The sequence below is a fragment of the Pseudomonas petroselini genome, from assembly GCF_045037875.1.
GTDB lineage: Bacteria > Pseudomonadota > Gammaproteobacteria > Pseudomonadales > Pseudomonadaceae > Aquipseudomonas > Aquipseudomonas petroselini.
Map to the genome: position 1 here is coordinate 6,598,512 of NZ_CP173614.1, position 25,442 is coordinate 6,623,953.

The 25,442-nt window shown below is 60.0% G+C and carries 19 protein-coding genes; 15 read left to right on the forward strand and 4 right to left on the reverse strand.

The annotated features are described in order from the left end of the window. The first annotated feature begins 76 nt into the window (after positions 1 to 76). Entirely contained in the window at positions 77 to 394 is a 318-nt protein-coding gene (locus ACI512_RS30550; RefSeq protein ID WP_046034296.1) for a Rieske 2Fe-2S domain-containing protein, read from the forward strand. Here ACI512_RS30550 and sfsA read toward each other — a convergent pair. Further along, the gene (gene sfsA / locus ACI512_RS30555; protein WP_236378421.1) at positions 391 to 1,101 is read right to left on the reverse strand and encodes a DNA/RNA nuclease SfsA; all 711 of its coding nucleotides are present in this window, start codon (positions 1,099 to 1,101) and stop codon (positions 391 to 393) included. The genes ACI512_RS30550 and sfsA overlap by 4 nt on opposite strands. After that, the gene (locus ACI512_RS30560; protein WP_015885900.1) at positions 1,101 to 2,273 is read right to left on the reverse strand and encodes a pyridoxal phosphate-dependent aminotransferase; all 1,173 of its coding nucleotides are present in this window, start codon (positions 2,271 to 2,273) and stop codon (positions 1,101 to 1,103) included. The genes sfsA and ACI512_RS30560 overlap by 1 nt, the downstream gene beginning before the upstream one ends. Before the next feature lie 319 nt (positions 2,274 to 2,592). Between ACI512_RS30560 and dksA the strand changes: the two genes are divergently transcribed. The 14 genes from dksA (at position 2,593) to ACI512_RS30630 (ending at position 22,058) form a co-directional block, all read left to right on the forward strand. After that, a complete protein-coding gene (gene dksA, locus ACI512_RS30565; protein ID WP_026083092.1) occupies positions 2,593 to 3,033 on the forward strand; it encodes an RNA polymerase-binding protein DksA in 441 nt (146 codons plus the stop codon). 84 nt (positions 3,034 to 3,117) lie between these two features. Then, on the forward strand, positions 3,118 to 4,005 hold the full coding sequence (gluQRS, locus tag ACI512_RS30570; RefSeq protein WP_015885902.1) for a tRNA glutamyl-Q(34) synthetase GluQRS: 888 nt from the start codon (positions 3,118 to 3,120) through the stop codon (positions 4,003 to 4,005). A gap of 62 nt (positions 4,006 to 4,067) precedes the next feature. Continuing rightward, positions 4,068 to 4,244, forward strand: coding sequence for a hypothetical protein (locus tag ACI512_RS30575; protein ID WP_003176118.1), 177 nt, complete (start codon positions 4,068 to 4,070; stop codon positions 4,242 to 4,244). Continuing rightward, entirely contained in the window at positions 4,228 to 7,182 is a 2,955-nt protein-coding gene (locus ACI512_RS30580; RefSeq protein ID WP_015885903.1) for a sensor histidine kinase, read from the forward strand. The genes ACI512_RS30575 and ACI512_RS30580 overlap by 17 nt, the downstream gene beginning before the upstream one ends. A 22-nt stretch (positions 7,183 to 7,204) precedes the next feature. Further along, positions 7,205 to 8,635, forward strand: coding sequence for a sigma-54 dependent transcriptional regulator (locus tag ACI512_RS30585; protein ID WP_015885904.1), 1,431 nt, complete (start codon positions 7,205 to 7,207; stop codon positions 8,633 to 8,635). Positions 8,636 to 9,344: 709 nt separating this feature from the next. After that, on the forward strand, positions 9,345 to 10,748 hold the full coding sequence (locus ACI512_RS30590) for a polynucleotide adenylyltransferase PcnB (protein ID WP_015885905.1): 1,404 nt from the start codon (positions 9,345 to 9,347) through the stop codon (positions 10,746 to 10,748). 2 nt (positions 10,749 to 10,750) lie between these two features. Further along, entirely contained in the window at positions 10,751 to 11,236 is a 486-nt protein-coding gene (gene folK / locus ACI512_RS30595) for a 2-amino-4-hydroxy-6-hydroxymethyldihydropteridine diphosphokinase (protein WP_064052105.1), read from the forward strand. Between the two features lie 286 nt (positions 11,237 to 11,522). Then, on the forward strand, positions 11,523 to 12,323 hold the full coding sequence (gene panB, locus ACI512_RS30600; RefSeq protein WP_046034293.1) for a 3-methyl-2-oxobutanoate hydroxymethyltransferase: 801 nt from the start codon (positions 11,523 to 11,525) through the stop codon (positions 12,321 to 12,323). Next, complete coding sequence (panC, locus tag ACI512_RS30605; RefSeq protein ID WP_046034292.1) at positions 12,320 to 13,171, forward strand: pantoate--beta-alanine ligase; 852 nt, start codon at positions 12,320 to 12,322, stop codon at positions 13,169 to 13,171. The genes panB and panC overlap by 4 nt, the downstream gene beginning before the upstream one ends. A gap of 213 nt (positions 13,172 to 13,384) precedes the next feature. Next, on the forward strand, positions 13,385 to 15,049 hold the full coding sequence (pgi, locus tag ACI512_RS30610; protein WP_064052102.1) for a glucose-6-phosphate isomerase: 1,665 nt from the start codon (positions 13,385 to 13,387) through the stop codon (positions 15,047 to 15,049). A 105-nt stretch (positions 15,050 to 15,154) separates the two neighbouring features. Then, positions 15,155 to 17,092: an acetate--CoA ligase gene (acs, locus tag ACI512_RS30615; protein WP_236378431.1), complete on the forward strand. Its 1,938-nt coding sequence runs from the start codon at positions 15,155 to 15,157 to the stop codon at positions 17,090 to 17,092. A gap of 16 nt (positions 17,093 to 17,108) precedes the next feature. Continuing rightward, positions 17,109 to 17,978: an oxygenase MpaB family protein gene (locus ACI512_RS30620; protein WP_236378446.1), complete on the forward strand. Its 870-nt coding sequence runs from the start codon at positions 17,109 to 17,111 to the stop codon at positions 17,976 to 17,978. A gap of 57 nt (positions 17,979 to 18,035) precedes the next feature. Next, positions 18,036 to 19,052 carry a class I SAM-dependent rRNA methyltransferase gene (locus tag ACI512_RS30625; RefSeq protein WP_236378457.1) on the forward strand — a complete coding sequence of 339 codons (1,017 nt, stop codon included), beginning with the start codon at positions 18,036 to 18,038 and terminating at the stop codon, positions 19,050 to 19,052. Between the two features lie 87 nt (positions 19,053 to 19,139). Continuing rightward, positions 19,140 to 22,058 carry a DUF748 domain-containing protein gene (locus tag ACI512_RS30630; protein ID WP_231808055.1) on the forward strand — a complete coding sequence of 973 codons (2,919 nt, stop codon included), beginning with the start codon at positions 19,140 to 19,142 and terminating at the stop codon, positions 22,056 to 22,058. 288 nt (positions 22,059 to 22,346) lie between these two features. On the opposite strand, the gene ACI512_RS30635 is transcribed toward ACI512_RS30630, so the two are convergent. Then, complete coding sequence (locus ACI512_RS30635; RefSeq protein WP_015885914.1) at positions 22,347 to 22,970, reverse strand: BON domain-containing protein; 624 nt, start codon at positions 22,968 to 22,970, stop codon at positions 22,347 to 22,349. A 296-nt stretch (positions 22,971 to 23,266) separates the two neighbouring features. Then, positions 23,267 to 25,372, reverse strand: a complete 2,106-nt coding sequence (gene pnp / locus ACI512_RS30640) for a polyribonucleotide nucleotidyltransferase (RefSeq protein WP_046034287.1) — start codon at positions 25,370 to 25,372, stop codon at positions 23,267 to 23,269. Positions 25,373 to 25,442 lie beyond the last annotated feature (70 nt).

The following is a 25,442-nucleotide window of genomic DNA, read 5'->3' on the forward strand; positions in this document are numbered from 1 at the left end:
CGCCCGCTCAGCTAACGGGCGAAGCCGGCATTTGATAATTGTTTGCATTTGAACGTCAAGGCACTTAAGGATTGAAATGAAGTTTCTCTGCCCCTCCGAAACCCTCGCGCCTAACTGCAGCCTCGGTTTTGATATCGACGGCTGCAAGGTGTTGGCGGTGCGTCGGGACGGTGTAGCCTACTTCTACATCAACCGTTGCCCCCATCGCGGCATTTCGCTGGAATGGCAACCCGACCAGTTTCTCGACGCCAGCGCCAGTTTGATCCAGTGCGCCACTCACGGCGCCCTGTTCCTGATCGAGAGCGGCGAGTGCATCGCCGGCCCTTGCGCCGGGCAAAGCCTTACCGCCCTGCCCGGCCGCGAAGATGACCAGGGCCTGTGGGTGGCGCTTTAGTCGAGCAGCACGTCCAGCCGCCGATCCACACAGATTTCTTCGGAAGTCATCCGCACGCCATACGCAAGCACTTCCACCCCCACCGACTTGGCTTCACGCAGGGCGGCGGCGTAGGCGGCGTCGATTTCCACCGCCGGGCGCACGGCATCAATGCCCGAGAGATTGACGCAGTACAACTGCACTGCACGCACACCCTGCCGCGCCAGATGGGCCAGCTCGCGCAAATGCTTGGCGCCGCGCTGGGTCACCGCATCAGGGAACGCGGCAACCGCAGAGCCATCAAAGCCCAGGGTCACACTTTTGACTTCGACGTAGGCCGCGCCATCGGGATAGTCCAGACGAAAATCGATGCGGCTTTTCTCCTGCCCGTAAGGCACCTCGCGCTTCAACGCAGTAAAGCCGTTGAGTTCGGTGATGACCCCCGCCAGCAACGCCTCCTCGACCAACTGATTAGCACGCGCGGTGTTCACGCAGGCCAAACGCCCCTGGGGCGTCTCGGCGATTTCCCAGGTGCCAGGCAACTTGCGCTTGGGGTCATTGGAGCGACTGAACCAGACCTGCCCACCTTCCACCATGCAATTGAGCATCGAGCCGGTGTTGGGGCAGTGAATGGTGAGCAACTCGCCGGTAACGGTTTCGATATCGGTGAGAAAACGCTTGTAGCGACGAATCAGCCGCGCTTCTTCGAGGGGAGGATTAAAGCGCATCAGCCTTGCCAGCTCCGCAAGCCACGGGCGATTCGCTCCACCGCCTCCTGCAGGCGATCGAGGTTTTGCGTGTAGGCAAAGCGCACATGATGACCGGCTTTAAAGCGGCCAAAATCCAGGCCAGGGGTAAAGGCCACATGCTCGGTTTCGAGGAAGTGACGACAGAATGCGAAGGCATCACCGCCAAACGCGCTGATATCGGCATACAAATAGAACGCCCCTTCCGGCTCGACGGCGATGCCAAACCCCAACTCGCGCAAGGCAGGCAGCAGGAAGTCACGACGACGGCCGAATTCAGCGCGGCGTTCTTCAAGAATGCTCAGGGTTTGCGGGGTGAAACACGCTAGCGCCGCGTGCTGGGCCATGCTTGGCGCACTGATGTAAAGGTTTTGCGCCAGTTTCTCCAACTCCCCCACTGCGGCCGGGGGCGCCACCAGCCAACCCAGGCGCCAGCCGGTCATGCCGAAATACTTGGAAAAACTATTCAGGACAAATGCTTCGTCGTCGACTTCCAGAACGCTGGCCGCGTCCGTGCCGTAGGTGAGGCCATGGTAAATCTCGTCCACCACCAAGTGGCCGTTGCGCGCCTTGATGGCGGCGGAAAGCCCGGCCAATTCGTCACGCGTCAGGATAGTCCCGGTCGGGTTGGCCGGGGACGCCACGAGCGCGCCGACACTGTCTTGATTCCAGTGCTTGGCCACCAGGTCGGCGGTCAACTGGTAGCGCACTTCGGGGCCGACCGGCACCAGTTGAGCCGCGCCCTCCACCAACCGCAGGAAGTGACGATTGCACGGGTAACCGGGGTCTGCGAGCAGCCAATGCTTGCCCGGATCCACCAACAGGCTGCTGGCCAGCAGCAAAGCGCCGGAACCGCCGGGGGTGATCAGGATACGCTCGGGGTCGACGTTCAGCCCGTAGCGCTGCTGATAGAACCCGCTGATGGCCTCGCGCAATTCCGGCAGACCACGGGCCGCGGTGTAGCGGGTCTTGCCGTTGGCCAATGCTGCCTGGCCGGCCTGGATGATGGGCTCGGCAGTGGTGAAATCCGGCTCACCGATTTCCAGGTGGATCACGTCATGGCCGGCGGCTTGCAGCTCATTGGCCCGCGCCAGCAATGCCATGACATGAAAAGGTTCGATGGCGCGACTGCGCGCACTGTAGGGCTGAGCCATTAGCCTTCCTTAACGGTAGGGACAAAATCTGGATTCTACCGAACCCTCGCGGGAAAACATGTTCTATTGCCTGCCCGGAGGCATGTGCCGGCCGAGCAAGCGCCTGCAAAACGACTAAAATCAACATTCGAGGCAATGCATACCCAGCAATGGCGGGCTGTCGCAGTTTGCAAGCGATTTGCCATGGGCCTCGACAACCGGGAGTGGCGCACCCCGAATCTATCTGGTAAGTTCGCCCGCTTGCAGCCGCAGGGCCGGCAGGTGTCGGTGACGTTGCAATCCTGCGCAATGGATTAGAAGAGTGAGAGGCGGTCTATTCATGTCCACCCAAGCAAAGCAACAGCAGCAGAGCCTCAGTGGCTTCACACCTTACGTCGAAGCGAAGGGTGAGGAGTACATGGGCAAGCCCATGCGCCAGCACTTCACCAAGATCCTGCAAAAGTGGAAGCAGGACTTGATGCAAGAGGTCGACCGCACCGTTGACCACATGAAGGACGAAGCCGCCAACTTCCCGGACCCGGCCGACCGTGCCAGCCAGGAAGAAGAGTTCGCCCTTGAACTGCGCGCCCGTGATCGCGAACGCAAGCTGATCAAGAAGATCGACAAGACGCTGCAACTGATCGAAGACGAAGAATACGGCTGGTGCGAATCCTGCGGCGTCGAGATTGGTATTCGTCGCCTGGAAGCCCGCCCAACCGCGGACCTGTGCGTAGACTGCAAGACCTTGGCTGAAATCAAGGAAAAACAGGTCGGCAAGTAATCCCTGCCGAACTGAACGAATGGGGCGTGCAAACGCCCCATTTTTGTTTCTGGCGTTTACCGAATTTCCAGTAGTATCCGGCCCATGACAGCCTCTACCTATATCGGGCGTTTCGCCCCCACGCCCAGCGGCCATTTGCATTTTGGCTCCCTGGTCGCCGCCCTCGCCTCCTACCTCGACGCCCGCGCCAACCAAGGCCGCTGGCTGATGCGCATGGAGGACCTTGACCCACCGCGTGAAGAGCCGGGCGCCCAGGCAGCGATCCTCCACGCCTTGGAAGGCTACGGTTTCGAATGGGACGGTGAACTCGTCCGACAAAGCGAGCGGCATGATGCCTACGCCAAAGTGCTGAACGATATGTTCAACCATGGCCTGGCCTACGCGTGCACCTGTTCACGTAAACAGCTGGAACCCTACAACGGTATCTACCCTGGGCTGTGCCGCAATGCAGGACACGATCAGCAGGATGCCGCCATACGGTTACGCGTTCCGGAGCTGGAATACCACTTTACCGACCGCGTCCAGGGCGAATTCCGACAGCACCTGGGCCGCGATGTAGGCGATTTTGTCATCCGTCGCCGCGACGGCCTGTATGCCTATCAACTGGCCGTGGTCCTCGACGATGCCTGGCAAGGCGTCACCGATATCGTGCGCGGCGCCGACCTGCTCGACTCCACGCCACGCCAGCTCTACCTGCAGGAACTGCTCGGCCTGCGCCAACCGCGCTACCTGCATGTGCCGCTGATCATCCAACCGGACGGCAACAAGCTGGGCAAATCCTACCGTTCCCCGCCGTTGACACCCGACCAGGCCACGCCTTTGCTATTGAGAGCCCTGCGTGCCCTCGGCCAGCAACCCGGCGACGAGTTGCTGCACGCCAGCCCACGGGAACTGCTGGACTGGGGCATCCAGCACTGGGATGCCGGCCGGATACCTCGCACACTCACGCTGGCCGAAGCGCAATTGAGCTGAAGGCGCTTGCAGCTTGCCAGGCATCCGTTACCATCGCCGCAGTTTTTCAATCAGAGGCCAACATGTACATCTATCGATTGGTCCTGCTGCTGGTCGTCGGGATCTACCTGTTTTCTCCCGCCATCATGGATTGGTGGATCGACGCCACGGGCGCCTGGTATCGCCCCTATCTGCTGTGGCTGATCCTGATCGTCGTGACTTTCATCCTGCAGAGCCAAAAAGATGCCGATGAGCTTTAGCCTCACCCAGATGCTGCTGATCAGTGCCGCCTACCTGGCCGCGCTGTTCGGGGTGGCCTGGATCAGTGAGCGCGGAATGATTCCGCGGGCGATCATTCGCCATCCGCTGACCTACACCTTGTCCCTGGGCGTGTACGCCAGTGCCTGGGCGTTCTATGGCACGGTGGGCCTGGCCTATCAATACGGCTATGGCTTTCTTTCCAGTTACCTCGGGGTGTCCGGCGCGTTCCTGCTGGCACCGGTGTTGCTGTACCCGATCCTGAAAATCACCCGTACCTATCAGCTGTCATCCCTGGCCGACCTGTTTGCCTTCCGCTTTCGCAGCACCTGGGCCGGCGCGCTGACCACCATTTTCATGCTGATCGGCGTGTTGCCGTTGCTGGCCCTGCAAATCCAGGCAGTGGCTGACTCCATCAGCATCCTGACCCGTGAGCCGGTGCAGCACCGCGTTGCCCTGGCCTTCTGCGCGTTGATTACGCTGTTCACGATTTTCTTCGGTTCACGCCATATCGCCACCCGCGAGAAACACGAAGGCCTGGTGTTTGCAATTGCCTTCGAGTCCGTGATCAAGCTGATCGCCATCGGCGGTGTCGGCCTTTATGCACTTTACGGCGTGTTCGACGGCCCGCAGCAGCTTGAGCTTTGGTTGCTGCAAAACCAGACCGCCCTCGCCGCCCTGCACACGCCGCTGCAAGAGGGCCCATGGCGCACGCTGCTGCTGGTGTTCTTCGCCTCGGCGATCGTGATGCCACACATGTATCACATGACCTTTACCGAGAACCTCAACCCGCGCTCGCTGGTCAGCGCCAGCTGGGGTTTGCCGCTGTTCCTGCTGTTGATGAGCCTGGCGGTGCCGCTGATCCTGTGGGCTGGCCTGAAACTGGGCGCCACCACTAACCCGGAATACTTCACCCTCGGCATCGGCATTGCCGCCAACAGCCCGGCGTTGGCTTTGCTGGCGTACGTCGGTGGTTTGTCAGCCGCCAGCGGGCTGATCATCGTCACGACCCTGGCGCTCTCGGGCATGGCGCTCAACCATCTGGTGCTACCGCTGTACCAGCCGCCGGCCGAGGGCAACATCTACCGCTGGCTGAAATGGACGCGGCGCGCGCTGATCGTCGCGATCATCATGGCCGGCTACGGGTTCTACCTGTTGCTGGGCGCCGGGCAAGACCTCGCCAACCTGGGTATCGTCGCGTTTGTCGCCACCTTGCAGTTCCTGCCGGGCGTGCTGTCGGTGCTGTACTGGCCGACCGCCAATCGCCGTGGCTTTATCGCCGGCTTGCTGGCGGGGATCCTGGTGTGGATCGTGACCATGCTGCTGCCGCTGGTCGGTAATCTGCAGGGCTTCTACATCCCATTGCTGAACATGATCTACGTGCTGGATGACACCAGCTGGCACATGGCGGCGATTGCGTCCCTGGCCGCCAACGTCTTGATGTTCACGCTGATCTCGCTGTTCACCAATGCCAGCCCCGAAGAAACCAGCGCCGCCGAAGCCTGCGCGGTGGACAACGTGCGCCGCCCGCAACGCCGTGAATTGCATGCCGCCTCACCCCAGGAGTTCGCCACGCAACTGGCCAAGCCTTTGGGTGCCAAAGCCGCACAAAAGGAAGTCGAACAAGCGCTGCGCGATCTCTACTTGCCGTTCGACGAGCGGCGCCCTTACGCGCTGCGGCGTCTGCGCGACCGTATCGAAGCCAACCTGTCCGGTTTGATGGGACCCAGTGTGTCCCAGGACATGGTGGAAACTTTCCTGCCCTACAAGGCCGGCGGCGAAAACTACGTGACCGAAGACATCCATTTCATCGAGAGCCGGCTCGAGGATTACCACTCACGCCTCACGGGCCTCGCCGCCGAACTCGATGCCCTGCGCCGCTACCACCGCCAGACCCTGCAAGAATTGCCGATGGGCGTGTGCTCGCTGGCCAAGGATCAAGAGATCCTGATGTGGAACAAGGCCATGGAAGAACTCACCGGTATCGCAGCGCAGCGCGTGGTCGGTTCCCGCCTCAATACCTTGGGCGATCCGTGGAAAGAATTGCTGCAAGGGTTCATCAATCTGCCCGACGAGCACTTGCACAAGCAGCATCTGGCCCTCGACGGCCAAACCCGTTGGCTCAACCTGCACAAAGCCGCGATCGACGAGCCCCTGGCGCCCGGTAACAGCGGCCTGGTGCTACTGGTGGAAGACCTCACCGAAACCCAGATGCTCGAAGACAAGCTGGTGCATTCCGAGCGTCTGGCCAGCATTGGCCGACTGGCGGCGGGCGTGGCCCATGAAATCGGCAACCCGATCACCGGTATCGCGTGCCTGGCGCAGAACCTGCGCGAAGAGCGCGAGGAAGATGGCGAGATCATCGAGATCAGCGGGCAAATCCTCGAACAGACCAAGCGCGTGTCACGCATCGTGCAGTCGCTGATGAGCTTTGCGCACGCGGGCGGGCATCAGAACCAAGATGAAGCGGTGTGCCTGGCAGAAGTGGCGCAGGATGCCATTGGGCTGCTGGCCTTGAACCGGCGCAATTTCGAAGTACAGTTCTTCAACTTGTGCGACCCCGACCACTGGGTGGACGGCGACTCACAACGCCTGGCCCAAGTGCTGATCAACCTGCTCTCCAACGCCCGCGATGCAACACCTGCCGGTGGCGCGGTACGCGTCAAGACCGAGGTTTTCGAACATACGGTCGATCTGATCGTCGAAGATGAAGGTAGCGGTATTCCACAGAACATCATGGACCGATTGTTCGAACCCTTCTTCACCACCAAGGACCCAGGTGAAGGTACCGGTCTGGGCCTTGCACTGGTCTATTCCATCGTTGAAGAGCATTATGGACAAATCACCATCGACAGCCCGGCTGACACCGAAAGCCAACGCGGCACCCGTATTCGGGTGACCTTGCCGCGTCATGTCGAAGCGACGTCCGCTGTGAACTGAGACCGTCGAGAGAATTGAATCAATGCCGCACATTTTGATCGTCGAAGACGAAACCATTATCCGCTCTGCCTTGCGTCGCCTGCTTGAACGAAATCAGTACCAGGTCAGCGAAGCCGGCTCGGTGCAGGAAGCCCAGGAGCGTTTCAGCATTCCCACGTTCGACCTGATTGTCAGTGACCTGCGCCTTCCCGGCGCGCCTGGCACCGAGTTGATCAAGCTGGGCCAGGGCACCCCGGTGCTGATCATGACCAGCTACGCCAGCCTGCGCTCGGCGGTGGACTCCATGAAGATGGGCGCGGTGGACTACATCGCCAAGCCTTTCGACCATGACGAGATGCTTCAGGCCGTGGCCCGTATCCTGCGTGACCGCCAGTCGGCCAGCAGTGCGCCCGTCGAGCAACGCCCGGCAGGCAAAGCGGCCGATAAACCAGGCGTCGACAACAGCAACGGCGAGATCGGCATCATCGGCTCCTGCCCGCCGATGCAGGACCTCTACAGCAAGATCCGCAAAGTCGCGCCGACCGACTCCAATGTATTGATCCAGGGCGAGTCCGGCACCGGTAAAGAACTGGTGGCCCGCGCCCTGCACAACCTGTCCAAGCGTGCCAAGGCACCGATGATCTCGGTGAACTGCGCGGCGATCCCTGAATCCCTGATCGAGTCCGAACTGTTTGGTCACGAGAAAGGCGCATTCACCGGCGCCAGCGCCGGGCGTGCGGGCCTGGTAGAAGCCGCGGACGGCGGCACGCTGTTCCTCGACGAGATCGGCGAGCTGCCTCTGGAAGCCCAGGCGCGCTTGCTGCGTGTGCTACAGGAAGGTGAGATTCGCCGCGTAGGCTCGGTGCAGTCGCAAAAGGTCGATGTGCGCCTGATCGCGGCCACTCACCGTGACCTGAAGAGCCTGGCCAAGATCGGCCAGTTCCGTGAAGACTTGTACTACCGCCTGCACGTGATCGCGCTCAAGCTGCCAGCCCTGCGTGAACGTGGTGCCGACGTCAACGAGATCGCCAGCGCGTTCCTGCTGCGCCAAAGCGCGCGCATCAACCGTACCGACCTGAAGTTCGCCCCCGACGCCGAGCAGGCCATTCGGCATTACTCGTGGCCGGGTAACGTGCGGGAACTGGAAAATGCGGTCGAGCGGGCAGTGATCCTGTCGGAGAGCCCGGAAATTTCCGCCGAGCTGCTGGGTATCGATATCGAGCTCAGTGATCTGGAGGAGGACGATTTCATCGGCCTGGCCCCACAGCACGGCGGCGGCAGCAATACCAGCCATGAGCCAACGGAAGATCTGTCACTGGAAGATTACTTCCAGCATTTTGTCCTGGAACACCAGGACCATATGACCGAGACCGAACTGGCGCGCAAATTGGGCGTGAGCCGCAAATGCTTATGGGAACGCCGCCAGCGCCTGGGTATTCCACGGCGCAAGACCGGTGTGGCCAGCGAGAGTTGAGGGTGCGCCCCCACAGGTAACACCCACAGATGTGAAAAAACTGTTACCGCGGATATTTCGCGTAACAAAAGCCGGGGCTTACGGTAACGAAGCCCCGGCTTTTTTTGGCCCATCAAAAACCCGAAACCCCCTCAAACCCCTGGTTTTGCTGGGCGACGCAAAAGTTGGCACGCACCCTGCTATATGCTTAGTACAAAAACAATAACAAGCTTTGTACAAGACAATAAAAATAAGACGAATCGACTCACGCATAATAAAAACAACACGGCGGAGGCGCAGCTAACTGATTCTTTTGGAGAGGCGTTGCATTTGGGGCTTGCCCCGCAACCAGGCCGAGAACAACAAAAACTGCCCTAAGGCAGAGCCTGAACTGGTTGGATCGTAGATCAGCAACACAGCGACCAAAGCAATCCGTTTGCTCTTGGCTCCCGATTGGGAGTGCCATGAAGGTGAAGCTTCATGGCGAGGGCGATCAACAAAAACAAGAAGCCCGCAACCAATAATAAAAATAGAGCACGCAACTACTTCTGGGGGAGCTTCGGCTCCCCTTGTAGTTTCCGGGATTTGTCTGGCATGAATCACCGTAAAGGCTTATGGCGCAATGCCCTTAGCTTGTTCCTACACCATCCCCTGACTAAATGCTAGAATCCCGGCCCATCATGCGGTCATTCTTCGTTATGGCCGAACATTCCTTCAAACAGTGCATCCCATGCTGAAGAAGTTGTTCCAGTCATTCCGTTCTCCCTTGCGTCGTACGCAACACAAACGCAGCACGCCTGAAGTGCTCAACAGCAGCCAGCATTCGCTGCAACGTGCTCAATTCAGCCGTTATGCAGTGAACATCGTCGAGCGTTTGCAGAACGCCGGTTACCAGGCCTATCTGGTGGGCGGGTGCGTGCGTGACATGCTGCTCAATATCACGCCCAAGGACTTCGACGTTGCCACCAGCGCTACGCCTGAGCAGGTACGCGCCGAATTCCGCAATGCGCGCATCATCGGTCGGCGCTTCAAGTTGGTGCATATCCACTTCGGACGCGAAATCATCGAAGTCGCGACGTTCCGTGCAGGCCACCCGCAAAACGATGAAGAGGAAGACACCAACCAGTCCTCCCGCAACGAAAGCGGGCGCATCTTGCGCGACAACGTCTACGGCACCTTGGAAGAAGACGCGCAGCGCCGCGACTTCACCATTAACGCCCTGTATTACGATCCGGTCAGCGAGCGCATTCTCGATTACGCCAATGGCGTACACGACATTCGCAATAACCTGATCCGACTGATCGGCGACCCGGTCCAGCGCTACCAGGAAGACCCGGTGCGCATGCTGCGGGCTGTGCGGTTTGCCGCCAAGCTGAACTTCGGCATCGAAAAACACACGGCTGCGCCGATTCGCGAACTGGCACCGATGCTGCGGGAGATCCCTTCAGCGCGCCTGTTCGAAGAAGTGCTCAAGCTGTTCCTCTCGGGGTATGCCGCCGACACCTTTGAAATGCTGGTGGACCTGCAGCTGTTCGATCCCCTGTTCCCGGCCAGCGCCGAGGCGTTGGAATACAACCCCACGTACACCCACACCCTGATCAGCGAAGCACTGATCAACACTGACCTGCGCATCAAGCAGAACAAACCGGTGACCCCGGCGTTCCTGTTTGCCGCCCTGCTGTGGCCAGCCCTGCCAAAACGCGTACTGCGCCTGCAAGACCGTGGCATGCCACCGATTCCGGCCATGCAGGAAGCCGCGCATGAGCTGATCGCCGAGCAGTGCCAACGCATCGCAATCCCGAAACGCTTCACCATGCCGATCCGCGAGATCTGGGACATGCAGGAACGCCTGCCGCGCCGTAGCGGCAAACGTGCTGACCTGCTCCTGGATAACCCGCGCTTCCGCGCAGGCTATGACTTCCTGCTGCTGCGCGAAAGCGCTGGCGAGCAAACCGACGGCCTGGGCGAATGGTGGACCGACTACCAGGATGCCAATGACAGCGAGCGCCGCGACATGATCCGTGACCTCGGCAGCAAAGGCGACGGCGAAGGCGCTGGGCCGAAGAAGCGTCGCCGCAGTGGTACCAAGCGCAAGCGCAGTGCCGCTGATGCCTCGGGCGCTGCAGGCGAATAAACGTGGAGCGCATCTACATCGGCATGGGCAGCAACCTGGCTGCCCCGGATCAGCAATTGCGCAGTGCTATTGAAGCGCTGGCGCAATTGCCAGGCACCACCGTCGCCGGTGTCTCCGCCTTTTATCAAAGTGACTCTCTGCTCCCGGGCCAGCCGCGCTATACCAATGCGGTGGCCGCCCTGGACAGCAGCCTCGCGCCCCTTGAGTTACTGGATGCGCTGCAAGCCATCGAAAACGACCAAGGCCGCGAACGCCTGGAGCGCTGGGGGCCGCGCACGCTCGACCTGGATATCCTGCTGTTTGGCGATCACCTGATCGACGAGCCACGCCTCAAGGTGCCCCATTACCAGATGCACCTGCGTGCGTTTGTACTGTACCCGCTGGCGGAGTTGGCGCCCGCCACCCTGTCATTGCCTGACGGCCAAACCCTGCGCGACTTGCTGGCCGCTTGCCCGTTTGTCGGCCTGGAACGCCTTCCCCAGGACTGACTCAGCCAGCGCCCACATGCTGATCTCCTGTGACGTGAAAACGGGGCTCCAGTTGCTGAATCGCGTCAGTAACAGCGGTAACACCGCCATCGTAACAATGCGGTAACACATCCAATTGACTTCCCGTGTCCTCCTCACGACTATAGGCGTCCCGCTGCCGCCAACCCGGCGCTAAAGGGCGCAATCCAGGCCTTATAAGCACTGCTCTCAAGACAGTGCGCCTGTATAAACGAAGACTCACGCGCGTTACTCGCTGTTTCCAAGCGCCTGAACGAGGACCCTTTTCATGCCAGACATTACCCTGACCACCTTGCAGAGCCTCAAGCTCAAAGGTGAAAAAATCACCATGCTGACCTGCTATGACGCCACCTTCGCCCACGCCAGCTGCCAGGCCGGGGTTGAAGTGCTGCTGGTGGGCGACTCCCTGGGCATGGTTCTTCAAGGGAATGACAGCACCCTGCCCGTCACCACCGATGAACTTGCGTACCACACCGCCAGCGTCAAGCGTGGCAACGATGGCGCCTTCATCATCGCCGACCTGCCGTTCATGGGTTACGCGACGCTTGAACAGACCTTCCAGAATGCCGGCAAACTGATGCAAGCCGGTGCGCACATGATCAAAGTCGAAGGTGCGGTGTGGCTTGCCGAGTCGATCCGCCTGCTGGCTGAGCGCGGCGTGCCGGTGTGCGCGCACATGGGCCTGACACCACAGTCGGTGAACCTCCTCGGCGGCTACAAGGTACAGGGCCGTAATGAGGCCCAGGCGCGCCAGATGCGCGCCGATGCCATCGCCTTGGAACAAGCCGGCGCGGCAATGATCCTGCTCGAATGCGTGCCAAGCGAACTGGCGGCAGAAATCACCCAGGCCGTGAAAGTGCCGGTGATCGGTATTGGCGCGGGTTCCGCCACCGATGGCCAGGTACTGGTGTTGCACGACATGCTCGGCCTGTCGATCACCGGTCGCGTGCCGAAGTTCGTGAAAAACTTCATGACCGGCCAAGCCAGCATCCACGACGCATTGAGCGCCTACGTCGCTGAAGTCAAAGGCGTGACCTTCCCTGGCGCCGAACACGGATTCTCTGCATGAACACCGTAAAAACCGTACGTGAACTGCGCGCAGCCGTAACGCACGCCCGCAGCGCCGGCAAGCGCATTGGCTTTGTGCCCACCATGGGCAACCTGCACAGCGGCCATGCCACCCTGGTGACCAAGGCCGCCCAACAGGCCGACTTCGTGGTGGCGAGCATCTTCGTCAACCCGCTGCAGTTTGGCGCCGGCGAAGACTTGGACAAGTACCCACGCACCCTCGCCGCCGACCAGGAAAAGCTGCTGCAAGCCGGCTGCAACCTGCTGTTCGCGCCCACCGTCGAGGAAATGTACCCCGGCGGCATGACCGGCCAGACCCGCGTGAGTGTGCCGCAACTGTCTGAAGGCCTGTGCGGCGCCAGCCGTCCAGGGCACTTCGAAGGCGTGGCGACGGTGGTCAGCAAGCTGTTCAACATGGTCCAGCCGGACATGGCCGTGTTTGGCCAGAAGGATTACCAACAACTGGCGGTGATCCGCGCCATGGTCCACGACCTGAACATGCCCATCCAGATCATCGGCGAACCCACCGTGCGCGCCGACGACGGCCTCGCACTGTCGTCGCGCAATGGCTACCTCACCGATGAGCAGCGGGCCATTGCCCCGGTGCTGTACCGCAGCCTCAGCCAGATTGGCGCAGCGATCAAAGCCGGTGATCACGACTTCGCCAAGCTGCGTGCCGAACAGGTCCAGCAGATCGAAGCCGCCGGTCTGCGCCTGGACTACCTCGAAGTGCGCCAGGGCGTGCATTTGCGCCCAGCCACGCCCGAGGACCGCGATATCGTGATCTTGGTAGCCGCTTATCTGGGAGCCACCCGCCTCATCGACAACCTGCACCTGACCCTCGACTGACCCCTCCTTGCTGCGGAAATAAAAAGTGCCGGTATAAAAAAGTACCGGCCTGAGCGCAGACAAAGCCAAGACATATCGACACGCTAGGTTTAATGTAATCGCCCTGCGCTATGGTTAGCGCTGTCCGGAACCCATTGCTTGATGAAAGACTGGACGTTCCGGGCTTAGAAGTGTCCTAAAGGCAGTCCCCGTAATAAAAGGAAACCCGCAGCGATGGCGTACTACCGCACTCCTCATGACGTTACCGCTCTGCCCGCCTGGCAAGCGCTCAATCAACATCGCCAAGCCATGCAGGATTTCAGCATGCGCGAAGCATTCAATGCCGATCCTCAGCGTTTCTCCCAGTTCACCTTGAGCAGCTGCGGACTTTTCCTCGATTACTCGAAAAACCTGATCACCAGCGAAACCCGTGACCTGCTCGTGGGCCTGGCCAACGAAGTCGGGCTGAAAGACGCGATCAATTCGCTGTATGCCGGCGAGCCCGTCAACTCTTCCGAAGGTCGCCCAGCGCTGCACACCGCTCTGCGCCGTCCGGTGGGTGACAAGCTGTCGGTGAACGGCGTGAACATCATGCCGGACGTGCACAAGGTGCTGAACCAGATCACTGATCTGGTCGGCCGCATCCACGATGGCCTGTGGCGTGGCTACACCGAAAAGCCGATCACCGACGTGGTGAACATCGGTATTGGTGGCTCGTTCCTCGGCCCGGAGCTGGTCTCCGAAGCGCTGTTGTCCTACGCCCACAAAGGCGTGCGCTGCCATTACCTGGCGAACATCGACGGCAGCGAGTTCCACGAGCTGACCATGAAGCTGCGCGCCGAGACCACGCTGTTTATCGTCTCGTCAAAATCCTTCAACACCCTCGAAACCCTGAAAAACGCCCAGGCCGCCCGCGCCTGGTATCTGGCTCAGGGTGGCTCGGAAGCCGAGCTGTATCGTCACTTCATTGCCGTATCCAGCAACAACGCGGCAGCCGTGGCCTTCGGTATCCGCGAAGAAAACATCTTCCCGATGTGGGATTGGGTCGGCGGCCGCTACTCGCTGTGGTCAGCCATCGGCTTGCCCATCGCCCTGGCGATAGGCATGTCCAACTTCAAGGAACTGCTGTCCGGTGCCTACACCATGGACCAGCATTTCCAGAACGCCCCATTCGAAGCCAACATGCCGGTGCTGCTGGGCTTGCTGGGCGTGTGGTACGGCAACTTCTGGGGTGCGCAGAGCCACGCGATCCTGCCGTACGACCACTACCTGCGTAACATCACCAAGCACTTGCAACAGCTGGACATGGAATCCAACGGCAAGAGCGTTCGCCAGGACGGTACGCCCGTCGCTACCGATACCGGCCCGGTGATCTGGGGTGGCGTGGGTTGCAACGGCCAGCACGCTTACCACCAGTTGCTGCACCAGGGGACCCAACTGATCCCGGCCGACTTCATCGTGCCGATCGTCAGCTTCAACCCGGTGTCCGACCACCATCAGTGGCTGTACGCCAACTGCCTCTCCCAGAGCCAGGCGCTGATGCTCGGCAAGACCCGCTCCGAAGCCGAAGCCGAGCTGCGCGACAAAGGCATCCCGGAAGACGAAGTGCAGAAGCTGGCACCGCACAAGGTGATCCCGGGTAACCGTCCAAGCAACACCCTCGTGGTCGAGCGCATCAGCCCGCGTCGCCTGGGGGCACTGGTCGCCATGTATGAGCATAAAGTGTTCGTGCAGAGTGTGATCTGGGGCATCAACGCCTTCGACCAATGGGGCGTGGAACTGGGCAAAGAGCTGGGCAAAGGCGTCTACAACCGCCTGACCGGCGCCGAAGAAACCTCGGCCGAGGACGCTTCGACCCAGGGCCTGATCAACTACTTCCGCGGTCGTCACCGCGGCTGATACAGGTATTGCAGGGCCAACGTCCGTTTGGAGGTTGGCCTTGAACCCTCCCCTTGCAGGGTGCATCTTTATGACTTGTGGCTAAAACAAGAATAAGGATCGCTCATGTTCGATATCAGCACGTTTCCCACCGCCGATGCCGTCCGCCGGGCTGCGCAACTCAGTCAAGAGGACTATCAGCGCCTCTACCGCCAATCCATCGAACAGCCGGATACCTTCTGGGCTGAACAGGCCAAGGCCTTTCTCGACTGGACAACCCCTTGGCACACGGTTCATCGCTCAGACATCAACACCGGCGCCGCCCAATGGTTTGCCGGCGGGCAACTGAACGTCAGCTACAACTGCATCGACCGTCACCTGGCGCAACGCGCCGATCAGCCGGCCTTCATCTGGGAAGGCGATGATCCTGCGAAATCTTCCACAATCACTTACCGCCAGCTGCACCAGAACGTCAGCCGCCTGGCCAATGTACTGAAAAGCCGTGGCGTGAAAAAAGGCGACCGGGTGTGCATCTACATGCCGATGATCCCGGAAGCCGCCTACGCCATGCTTGCCTGCACGCGGATTGGCGCCGTGCACTCCGTAGTGTTTGGCGGGTTCTCGCCGGACGCCCTGCGCGATCGCATTCTCGACGCGGACTGCCGCACCGTGATCACCGCCGACGAAGGCGTACGCGGCGGCAAGCCGGTGGCGTTGAAACAAAATGTCGACAAAGCCCTGGCCAGTTGCCCCAACGTCAGCACCGTGCTGGTGGTGGAGCGCACGGGGGCTGACCTGATCTGGGTGAAAGACCGCGACATCAAGTATCGACAAGCCCTGGACGCCGCCAGCGACGACTGCCCGCCCGAGCCGATGGAAGCTGAAGACCCGCTGTTCATCCTCTACACCTCCGGCAGCACCGGTAAACCCAAGGGCGTGTTGCACACCACCGGGGGCTACCTGCTGCAAGCAGCCATGACCTTCAAGTACGTGCTCGACTACCGCGACGGCGAAGTGTTCTGGTGCACCGCCGATGTGGGCTGGGTCACCGGCCACAGTTACATCGTGTACGGCCCGCTGGCCAATGGCGCGACCTCGCTGATGTTTGAAGGGGTGCCGAGCTACCCGGACAGTTCGCGCTTCTGGCAGGTGATCGACAAGCACAAGGTCAATATTTTCTACACCGCGCCCACGGCCTTGCGTGCATTGATGCGTGAGGGCCAGGGTCCGCTGGAGAACACGTCCCGCGCCAGCCTGCGCCTGCTGGGCAGCGTCGGCGAACCGATCAACCCGGAAGCCTGGGATTGGTACTTCAATGCGGTAGGCGAACAGCGCTGCCCGATTGTCGACACCTGGTGGCAGACCGAAACCGGCGGCATCATGCTCAGCCCCTTGGTCAGCGCGCAACGGATCAAGCCGGGCTGTGCAACCCAACCCATGTTCGGCGTACAGCCCGTGTTACTGGATGAACACGGCAAGGCCTTCAGCGGCGCCGGCAGTGGCGTGCTGGCGATCAAAGCGAGCTGGCCGGGGCAGATCCGCAGTGTGTACGGCGATCCGCAGCGGATGATCGACACCTACTTCAAACCCTACCCCGGCTACTACTTCACCGGTGACGGTGCGCGGCGCGATGAAGACGGTGACTACTGGATCACCGGACGCATCGACGATGTGATCAACGTGTCCGGTCACCGTATCGGCACCGCCGAGGTCGAGAGCGCCCTGGTATTGCACGACCAGGTCGCCGAAGCCGCCGTGGTGGGCTACCCCCATGACGTCAAAGGCCAGGGCATTTATGCCTTTGTCACACCCATGAATGGCGTGGAGCCCAGCGACGCGTTAAAAAAACATTTGCTGGAATTGGTCAGCAAGGAAATTGGCAGCTTCGCCAAACCGGAACTGATTCAATGGGCACCGGCCTTGCCCAAGACCCGCTCCGGCAAGATCATGCGCAGGATTTTGCGCAAGATCGCCTGCAACGAACTCGACAGCCTCGGCGACACGTCGACCCTGGCTGACCCGAGCGTCGTAGAGGGCTTGATCGACAAGCGCCTGAACCGATAGGAAACCCCACGTCGCCATGGAATTTATTCGCAGCCGTATCGAAACCCAGTTGATGAGCCTCACCGGCCTGTCGCTGGGCCAACTGGACCTGGAAAACCCCAAGGGTGACCCGGGCCTGTTCGGGCCTGACTCGGTGAGTTGGCAAGTCCATGGCGACTTCACCAGCATGCTCGTCGGCGGCATCAGCGCCTTGATGCTGCAGGCCTTGCACCCCTTGGCCCTGGCGGGTGTATGGGACCATTCGAACTTTCGCCAGGACATGCTCGGGCGCTTACGGCGTACCTCGCAGTTCATCTCGGGCACGACCTTTGGCTCGCGCAAAGACGCCAAATGGCTGATCGAAAAGGTCCGTACCATTCATTTGCAGGTGGTCGGCCATGCGCCGGATGGTCGGCCCTATGCGGCCAGCGATCCGGAACTGCTGACCTGGGTGCATGTGGCGGAAGTCAGTCACTTCCTGGCCGCCCACTTACGGTATCGCAACCCACACCTTTCAGGCCGGGACCAGGACCGTTACTACAGCGAAATTGCCTTGGTGGCCGAGCGGCTGGGCGCACGGAATGTTCCGCGCTCGCGGCAGGAAATTTCGGATTATCTGGCACGTATTCGTCCACAACTGCTGTGCGACGATCGCAGCCGCGAGGTCCTGCGTTTGCTGCTGAATGCGCCCTCTCCCAGTACGCTGGCCAGACCTTTTGGCGCCTTGATGATGCAAGCCGGGATCGACCTGTTGCCGGATTGGGCCAGCGCCATGCTTGGACAGCACCAGAGCCCGCTGCAACGCCAGATGATCCGAGCCGGGGTCAAACGCAGTGCGCCGATGCTGCGTTGGGCCATGCGCAACGGTTCGGTACAACGCGCCCATCGGCGGATGGGGTTGATGTAGGCGACGGCGCATAGCTGTTAAACTTCGCGCCCTCAATTCCCCAGCAAGGCGCGCTCCATGTCTTCCTTGAATCAGGCGCTGCGCGCCGCCCTCGATCATCGCCAAGACCTGATCAGCGAGTTGCACGCCCAGGGCACCGACTGTTACCGCGTGTTCCACGGCAGCCAGGAAGGCACCGGCGGCCTGACCATCGACCGCTACGGCCCGCAATTGCTGGTGCAAAGCTTCCACCAATCCCTGCAAACCGAAGCGCTGTTGGACCTGCATCAACAGATCAACCAGTCCATGGGCCTGGAATTGCTGCTGGTGTACAACGACCGCTCCCGTGGTAATTCGCGCATCGACCGCGAAGACACGGTATACCGTGCCGAGCCCGCCGCGCTGGAAGACCTGGTTGGACACGAGTGGGGCCTCAATTACCGCGTGCGCGGGCGCCACGCCGGGCAGGACCCACTGCTGTTCCTTGACCTGCGCAACACCCGTGGCTGGGTCAAGGCGCACAGCGCCGGCAAAAGCGTGCTGAACCTGTTCGCCTACACCTGCGGCGTGGGGTTGAGCGCGGCTGCCGGCGGTGCGCGTGAGGTGTGCAACCTGGACTTTGCCGAGGGCAACCTGGCGGTCGGTCGCGAAAATGGCCTGCTCAACCCGCAATTGCCCACCATGGAGTTCGTACAATCCGACTACTTCCCGGCCATTCGCCAACTGGCCGGCCTGCCGATCACCCAGCGGCGTGGGCAGAAACTGCCGAGCTATCCGCGCCTGGAGCAACGTCAATACGACCTGGTTTTGCTTGACCCTCCGGCCTGGGCCAAGAGCGCATTCGGTACCGTCGACCTGCTGCGCGACTATCAGAGCCTGCTCAAACCCGCGCTGCTTGCCACGGCTGACAATGGCGTGCTGATCTGCTGCAACAACGTGGCAAAAGTCAGCATGGAGGATTGGCGCGAGCAGGTACTGCGTTGCGCTGAAAAAGCCGGCCGACCGGTGCGCGACTGGAAAATCATGACGCCCGGAGTGGACTTTCCCTCACAGGATCAACAGCCCCCCCTGAAAACCCTGATACTTCAACTGTAAGACCTTTCCCAAAGGCCCGGCTCTTCGGAACCGAAAACCCGTGCCATACTCCAAGGCACTCCTGTATGACATAGATGGCGCCGCCCCATGCCCAAAGGATTGATCCGCGCCGCTGGCGCCTTGTTGACTGCCCTTGCCCTGTACAGCTTACTGGGCTTTCTGATTCTTCCCGGTATTGCGCTTCGTATCGCCAACCAGCAGTTGGCGAATTACGCCACGGTGCCGGCGCGGATCGAACGGATCGAGTTCAATCCGTTCAGCCTGGAAGTGACGGCCTGGGGCCTGCAGATCGGTGAGCCCGGCAAGGAGCAGGTAGGTTTCGAACGCCTCTATGCCAACCTGCAGATCGACAGTCTCTGGACCCGCGCCTTGCACCTCGCTGATATACAACTGGACAAGCCCAAGACCGAGCTGTTGTTCGACAAGTCCGGCCAGTTGAATCTGGCGCAGTTGTTCAAGCTGCCACCCAGTGAGCCCACCCCGACCGATCCGGATGCCAAGCCTTTTCCGTTGCGTATCGACAGCATCAAGCTGGCGGCCGGCTACGTGCACTTCCAGGATTTACGCCCCAGCGAGCCTATCGAATTCCTCTACGACACACTCGACTTCGAGCTGAAGAACCTCAGCACCTTGCCAGAAGACAATGCCGACATGACCTTGGTCGCGGCAGGCCCTGAAGGTGGGCAGATCGACTGGAAAGGCAATTTCAGCCTGGTGCCGATCACCTCCGAAGGTACGTTGAAGGTCACTGGCGGAAAGATGAAAGCCTGGTGGCCCTACGTACGTGACGCGCTGCCACTGGTGCTTGAAGACGGCGTGCTCAACTTCAGCACCGAGTACACGTTCAGCCTGGCCAAAGAGACCGAACTGAAGCTGACCAACACCGCCGCCAGCATCGCACCGTTCTCCATCAAGGCCCCCGACGGCCGCCCATTGGTACGCCTGGAGCGCCTGGACGTCAGCGAGACCACCGTGGACCTGGCCAAGCAGCAGGTGGTCGTCGGCAAGATCCGCAGCAACAAACTGGAAACCTGGGCGGCGCTTGAGGCGGACGGGCAACTGGACTGGCAAAAGCTGTTCGCCGGCCAACCGAGTAAACCCGCCAAGGCGCCGGAGCCTGCGACCGCACCGGCCACCGCCGACTCGCCAAAACCCGCTCCCGCCGCGCCAAGCAAACCGTGGCAAGTGCTGCTCAAGGACGTGCAACTGCGCAATTACCAGGTGCACCTGGCTGACCGTCAGGCCAAGCCGGCGGTCGCGTTGGAAGTGGGCCCGCTGAACGTCGATATGCAGAACTTCGATAGCCTCAACCAGAGCCCGTTCACCTTGAAAGTCGACACCGGCCTGGGCAAGCAAGGCAAGCTCCAGGCGACCGGCGAAGTCAACCTCAACCCGGTCAGCGCCAAGCTCAAAGTGAACACCCAAGACATCGACCTGCGAGTTGCCCAGTCCTATATCAGCCCGTTCATCCGCCTGGAACTGCGTAGCGGCATGCTCGGCAGCGCCCTCGATGTAAACCTGAAAAGCACCGCCCCGTTGAAACTGCAAGTCACTGGCCGGGCACAGGTCGACCAGTTGCACACGCTGGACACCCTCAAGACCCGCGACTTCGTCAAGTGGCAGCGCCTGGTGCTGGAAGGTGTGAACTATCAACACGGCGACAGTCTGTCGATTGACAAGGTCAACCTGCTGCAGCCGTATGCGCGCTTCATGATCAACGATGACCGCACCACCAACGTGGATGACCTGTTGATACCGCAGCCGGCAGACAAAGGCGCCAAGCCCGCCAGCAAAGACAAGCCCTTGGGCATTCGTATCGGGCAAATCGCGATCAATGACGGTTCGGCCAACTTTGCTGACTTCAGCCTCACACCCAACTTCGCCACGGCCATTCAACAGCTCAACGGGCAGATCGGCACGATCGACAGTCGCCAGGCCAAGCCGGCCAGCGTCGATATCAAGGGCAAGGTGGACCGGTATGCGCCGGTGACCATCAAAGGCAGCGTGAACCCGTTTGATCCTATGGCAGCGCTGGATATCGCCACCAGCTTCAAACGTGTCGAGCTGACCACCCTGACCCCCTATTCCGGTAAGTTCGCGGGGTTCCGGATCCGTAAGGGGCGCCTGAATCTCGACCTGCACTACGTGATCACCAAGGGCCAATTGAAGGCTGAGAACAAAGTGGTGGTTGAACAGCTGCAACTGGGTGAGAAAGTTGACAGCGCCGATGCCGTGGACTTGCCGATTCGCCTGGCAATCGCCCTGCTGAAGGACTCCGACGGCAAGATCTCCATCGAACTGCCGGTGACCGGCGACCTGAATAACCCGCAATTCAGCGTAATGCCGATCGTCTGGCAGACCCTGCGTAACTTGGTAGTCCGCGCGGCGACAGCGCCCTTCAAGTTTATCGGGGGGTTGGTGACGGGTGGGGGATCGGAAGACCTGGGGAATGTGTCGTTCGCCGCAGGTTCCAGCGAGTTGAACAAAGACGCTGAGGGCGCGTTGAATAAGCTGGCCAACGCGCTGAAAGAGCGCCCTACCCTGCGCCTGGAAATCGAAGGTACCGCCGCTGCCAGCAGCGATGGCCCACTTCTCGCCGCACAGCGTCTGGAGCGCGAATACCAATACAACTACTACAAGATGCTCCAGCGCCGTGGCGACAAGGTTCCGGCCCAGGCTTCCTTGGTGGAAGTACCGGAAAGTGAAAAAGCGCCCTTGCTGGAAGGCATCTACCGCACCCGTTTGAAACAGCAGCCGCCGGCGGAGTGGAAAGACCTTAGCCGTGATGAGCGCACAGCGAAGCTCAAGGACGGCGTGATCAAGTTCTGGAGCACAAGTGATGTACTGCTGCGCCAGTTGGGTCAGGACCGGGCCAGCACCATCAAGGACTACTTGGTCGACAAAGGGAAGTTGGAAGATGACCGGGTGTACTTCATCGATGCCAACCTGGGCCAGGCCGAGAAGGATGGCCGGGTCGTGACACCGATGCACCTGGATGCGGAGTAACGCCTGAGCGACACCTGTGCAACGGTGGGAGCTGGCTCGCCTGCGATACCGACACCTCGGTGATTCAGCTGAATCGAGGTGGTGCTATCGCAGGCGAGCCAGCTCCCATAGTTGTTATCGGCTGACCTTGCGATTGTGTTCCAGCCCACAATAGAACAGGCCCCGACACAAGTGCCGGGGCCTGTAATGACCACATCCGTGTGGTCGGTCGCATGAACCTTAGAGGTGCATTGAGTGGATATCTAACTCACGCGCCGCCGCCGCCTAGTTCAGACGAATTATTGAGCGTTACTCTGCTTTCAGGCCGTCGGCCGATACAGCTTTAACGCCTTTGATTTTCTTGGTGATATTCACCGCGGTAGTTTTCTGAGCTTCGGTGACTGCTGCAGTCGAAGACAGGGAAACTACGCCTTTGTTGGTCTCGACTTTGATGTCGGTGCCAGGAATGCCTTTCTCGGTTACCAGATCAGCTTTTACTTTGGTAGTGATCCAAGTATCGGAGGTCGACTCTTTGGCGTTAGCCGCTGCGCCTTTGGTTTTGTCGATGTTGTCAGCCTTGGTAGCGCCGCCAGCCATCAGGCCGTCAGCAGAAACGGCAGTCACACCTTTAATTTTCTTGGTGATGGCAACAGCAGTCGCTTTTTGCGCATCCGAGATAGCGACTTCCGAGGACAGGGAAACCACACCTTTGTTGGTTTCAACCTTGATGTCCGAACCCGGAATGCCTTTTTCGGTCAGCAGATCAGCTTTAACTTTGGTGGTGATCCAAGTGTCAGAAGTCGATTCTTTTGCCTTGGTGACTTCACCGGCTGCCAGGGTCATTGGCGCCTGGGAATTCTGTGCGAAGGCTACGTTAGCCATAGCCAGGGTCAGAGCGGTAGCAGTTGCAGTAGCGAGAGCGAACTTCTTCATACGAGTAACTCCTGTTTTATTAAAAGTCTGCAGTGTGTGAACCTTGATGCTGCAGCGTTAACAGGGTTATTGCAGGCAGTGTGCCAAGTCTTGATCTGGAATTAAATCGTTATAAAACAATCACTTATAAAAACAGGTAATTTTCGAAATCGTGCAACTTGCATGAAACAGTCCGCCCCTGCATGCAAGTTGCGGCTTTTTTCGAGTTTAGTAAGCGCCTGATTATTAGGCATTTTCTCACGGGCATAAAAAAAGGACTCCGAAGAGTCCTTTTTTCAGCGTGAAGCCCGGGGTGATTAAACGCCCGAAGCCTTCGCTGCTGCTACGTCCTTGATGGACAGCTTGATACGGCCGCGGTTGTCCACGTCCAGAACCAGCACTTCCACTTCCTGGCCTTCTTTCAGAATGTCGGTCACTTTCTCAACGCGAGCGTCGCTCAGCATGGAGATGTGAACCAAACCGTCTTTGCCTGGCAGGATGTTGACGAATGCGCCGAAGTCGACGATGCGCTCAACTTTACCTACGTAGATCTTGCCGATCTCGGCTTCAGCGGTGATGCCCAGAACGCGCTGACGCGCGGCTTCTGCGGCTTCCTTGGTTTCGCCGAAGATCTTGATCGAACCGTCGTCTTCAATGTCGATCGAAGCCTTGGTTTCTTCGCAGATCGCACGAATGGTCGCGCCGCCTTTACCGATAACATCACGGATTTTGTCGGTGTCGATTTTCATCGCGATCATGGTCGGAGCATTTTCCGACAGCTCGGTACGCGACTGACCAATGATCTGGTTCATCTGACCGAGGATGTTCAGGCGCGCTTCCAGGGCTTGGCCCAGAGCGATTTCCATGATTTCTTCGGTGATGCCTTTGATCTTGATGTCCATCTGCAGCGCGGTCACACCTTTGGCGGTACCGGCTACTTTGAAGTCCATGTCACCCAGGTGGTCTTCGTCGCCCAGGATGTCGGTCAGGATGGCGAACTTCTCGCCTTCTTTAACCAGACCCATGGCGATACCCGCAACCGGCGCCTTCATCGGCACACCGGCGTCCATCAGTGCCAGGGAAGCACCGCAAACGGAAGCCATGGAGCTGGAACCGTTCGACTCAGTGATTTCCGATACGACACGAATGGTGTACGGGAACACGTCGGCGGCCGGCAGCATGGCCGAAATCGAACGACGGGCCAGGCGGCCGTGACCGATTTCGCGACGCCCAGCACCGCCCATGCGACCACACTCGCCCACCGAGAACGGAGGGAAGTTGTAGTGCAGCATGAAGGGGTCTTTTTTCTCGCCTTCCAGGGTGTCCAGCAGCTGTGCGTCGCGGGCAGTACCCAGGGTCGCAACAACCAGTGCCTGGGTTTCACCACGGGTGAACAGGGCCGAACCGTGAGTCTTCGGCAGAACGCCGACTTCGATGTTCAGCGGGCGCACGGTGCGGGTGTCGCGGCCGTCGATACGTGGCTTGCCGTTAACGATGTTTTCGCGAACGGTGCGGTATTCGATTTCACCGAAGGCTGCTTTGACTTCGCTGGAAGAAGGCTGGCCTTCTTCGCCGGACAGCTTGGCAACGACTTGGTCCTTCAGCTCACCCAGGCGAGCGTAACGGTCGGCCTTGACAGTGATGGTGTAGGCGTCGGAGATAGCAGCGCCGAACTCGGAGCGGATAGCGCCCAGCAGTGCGGTGGCTTCTGGCTGAGGAGCCCAGGTCCAGGTTGGCTTGGCCGCTTCGGCAGCCAGTTCTTTAACGGCGTTGATCACCACTTGGAACTCGTCGTGAGCAAACAGTACCGCGCCCAGCATCTGGTCTTCGGTCAGCTCTTTGGCTTCCGATTCAACCATCAACACGGCTTCCGAAGTACCGGCAACGACCATGTCCAGGCTCGAAGCTTTCTGCTGCTCGTAAGTCGGGTTCAGCAGGTAGCCGGTGCTTTCGTGGAAGGCGACGCGGGCAGCGCCGATCGGGCCATCGAAAGGAATGCCGGAAATAGCCAGGGCCGCCGAGGTACCGATCATCGCAGCGATGTCCGGATCGGTCTTCTTGCTGGTGGAAACGACGGTGCAGACAACCTGCACTTCGTTCATGAAGCCTTCTGGGAACAGCGGACGGATCGGACGGTCGATCAGTCGGGAAGTCAGGGTTTCTTTCTCGGAAGGACGGCCTTCGCGCTTGAAGAAACCGCCAGGGATCTTACCGGCAGCGTAAGTCTTTTCCTGGTAGTGAACGGAAAGAGGGAAGAAGCCTTTGCTCGGGTCAGCGGTCTTGGCGCCAACAACGGTCACCAATACGGTGACGTCGTCGTCAACGGTAACCAGCACTGCGCCGGAGGCTTGACGGGCGATACGGCCTGTCTCGAGGGTAACGGTCGACTGACCGAACTGGAATTTTTTGATAACCGGGTTCACGGTGTCCTACCTTCTTTGTGGCTCTTGGGGAACTTGTCTTCTTGCGAAATTCTTGGGCAATGTCGGGAAT

What these genes read in the sequence shown, in the direction of transcription:
- ACI512_RS30550 (WP_046034296.1), top strand. Translation starts at nt 77, where the DNA reads ATGAAGTTTCTCTGCCCCTCCGAAACCCTCGCGCCTAACTGCAGCCTC.
- sfsA (WP_236378421.1), bottom strand. Translation starts at nt 1,101, where the DNA reads ATGCGCTTTAATCCTCCCCTCGAAGAAGCGCGGCTGATTCGTCGCTAC.
- ACI512_RS30560 (WP_015885900.1), bottom strand. Translation starts at nt 2,273, where the DNA reads ATGGCTCAGCCCTACAGTGCGCGCAGTCGCGCCATCGAACCTTTTCAT.
- dksA (WP_026083092.1), top strand. Translation starts at nt 2,593, where the DNA reads ATGTCCACCCAAGCAAAGCAACAGCAGCAGAGCCTCAGTGGCTTCACA.
- gluQRS (WP_015885902.1), top strand. Translation starts at nt 3,118, where the DNA reads ATGACAGCCTCTACCTATATCGGGCGTTTCGCCCCCACGCCCAGCGGC.
- ACI512_RS30575 (WP_003176118.1), top strand. Translation starts at nt 4,068, where the DNA reads ATGTACATCTATCGATTGGTCCTGCTGCTGGTCGTCGGGATCTACCTG.
- ACI512_RS30580 (WP_015885903.1), top strand. Translation starts at nt 4,228, where the DNA reads ATGCCGATGAGCTTTAGCCTCACCCAGATGCTGCTGATCAGTGCCGCC.
- ACI512_RS30585 (WP_015885904.1), top strand. Translation starts at nt 7,205, where the DNA reads ATGCCGCACATTTTGATCGTCGAAGACGAAACCATTATCCGCTCTGCC.
- ACI512_RS30590 (WP_015885905.1), top strand. Translation starts at nt 9,345, where the DNA reads ATGCTGAAGAAGTTGTTCCAGTCATTCCGTTCTCCCTTGCGTCGTACG.
- panB (WP_046034293.1), top strand. Translation starts at nt 11,523, where the DNA reads ATGCCAGACATTACCCTGACCACCTTGCAGAGCCTCAAGCTCAAAGGT.
- panC (WP_046034292.1), top strand. Translation starts at nt 12,320, where the DNA reads ATGAACACCGTAAAAACCGTACGTGAACTGCGCGCAGCCGTAACGCAC.
- pgi (WP_064052102.1), top strand. Translation starts at nt 13,385, where the DNA reads ATGGCGTACTACCGCACTCCTCATGACGTTACCGCTCTGCCCGCCTGG.
- acs (WP_236378431.1), top strand. Translation starts at nt 15,155, where the DNA reads ATGTTCGATATCAGCACGTTTCCCACCGCCGATGCCGTCCGCCGGGCT.
- ACI512_RS30620 (WP_236378446.1), top strand. Translation starts at nt 17,109, where the DNA reads ATGGAATTTATTCGCAGCCGTATCGAAACCCAGTTGATGAGCCTCACC.
- ACI512_RS30625 (WP_236378457.1), top strand. Translation starts at nt 18,036, where the DNA reads ATGTCTTCCTTGAATCAGGCGCTGCGCGCCGCCCTCGATCATCGCCAA.
- ACI512_RS30630 (WP_231808055.1), top strand. Translation starts at nt 19,140, where the DNA reads ATGCCCAAAGGATTGATCCGCGCCGCTGGCGCCTTGTTGACTGCCCTT.
- ACI512_RS30635 (WP_015885914.1), bottom strand. Translation starts at nt 22,970, where the DNA reads ATGAAGAAGTTCGCTCTCGCTACTGCAACTGCTACCGCTCTGACCCTG.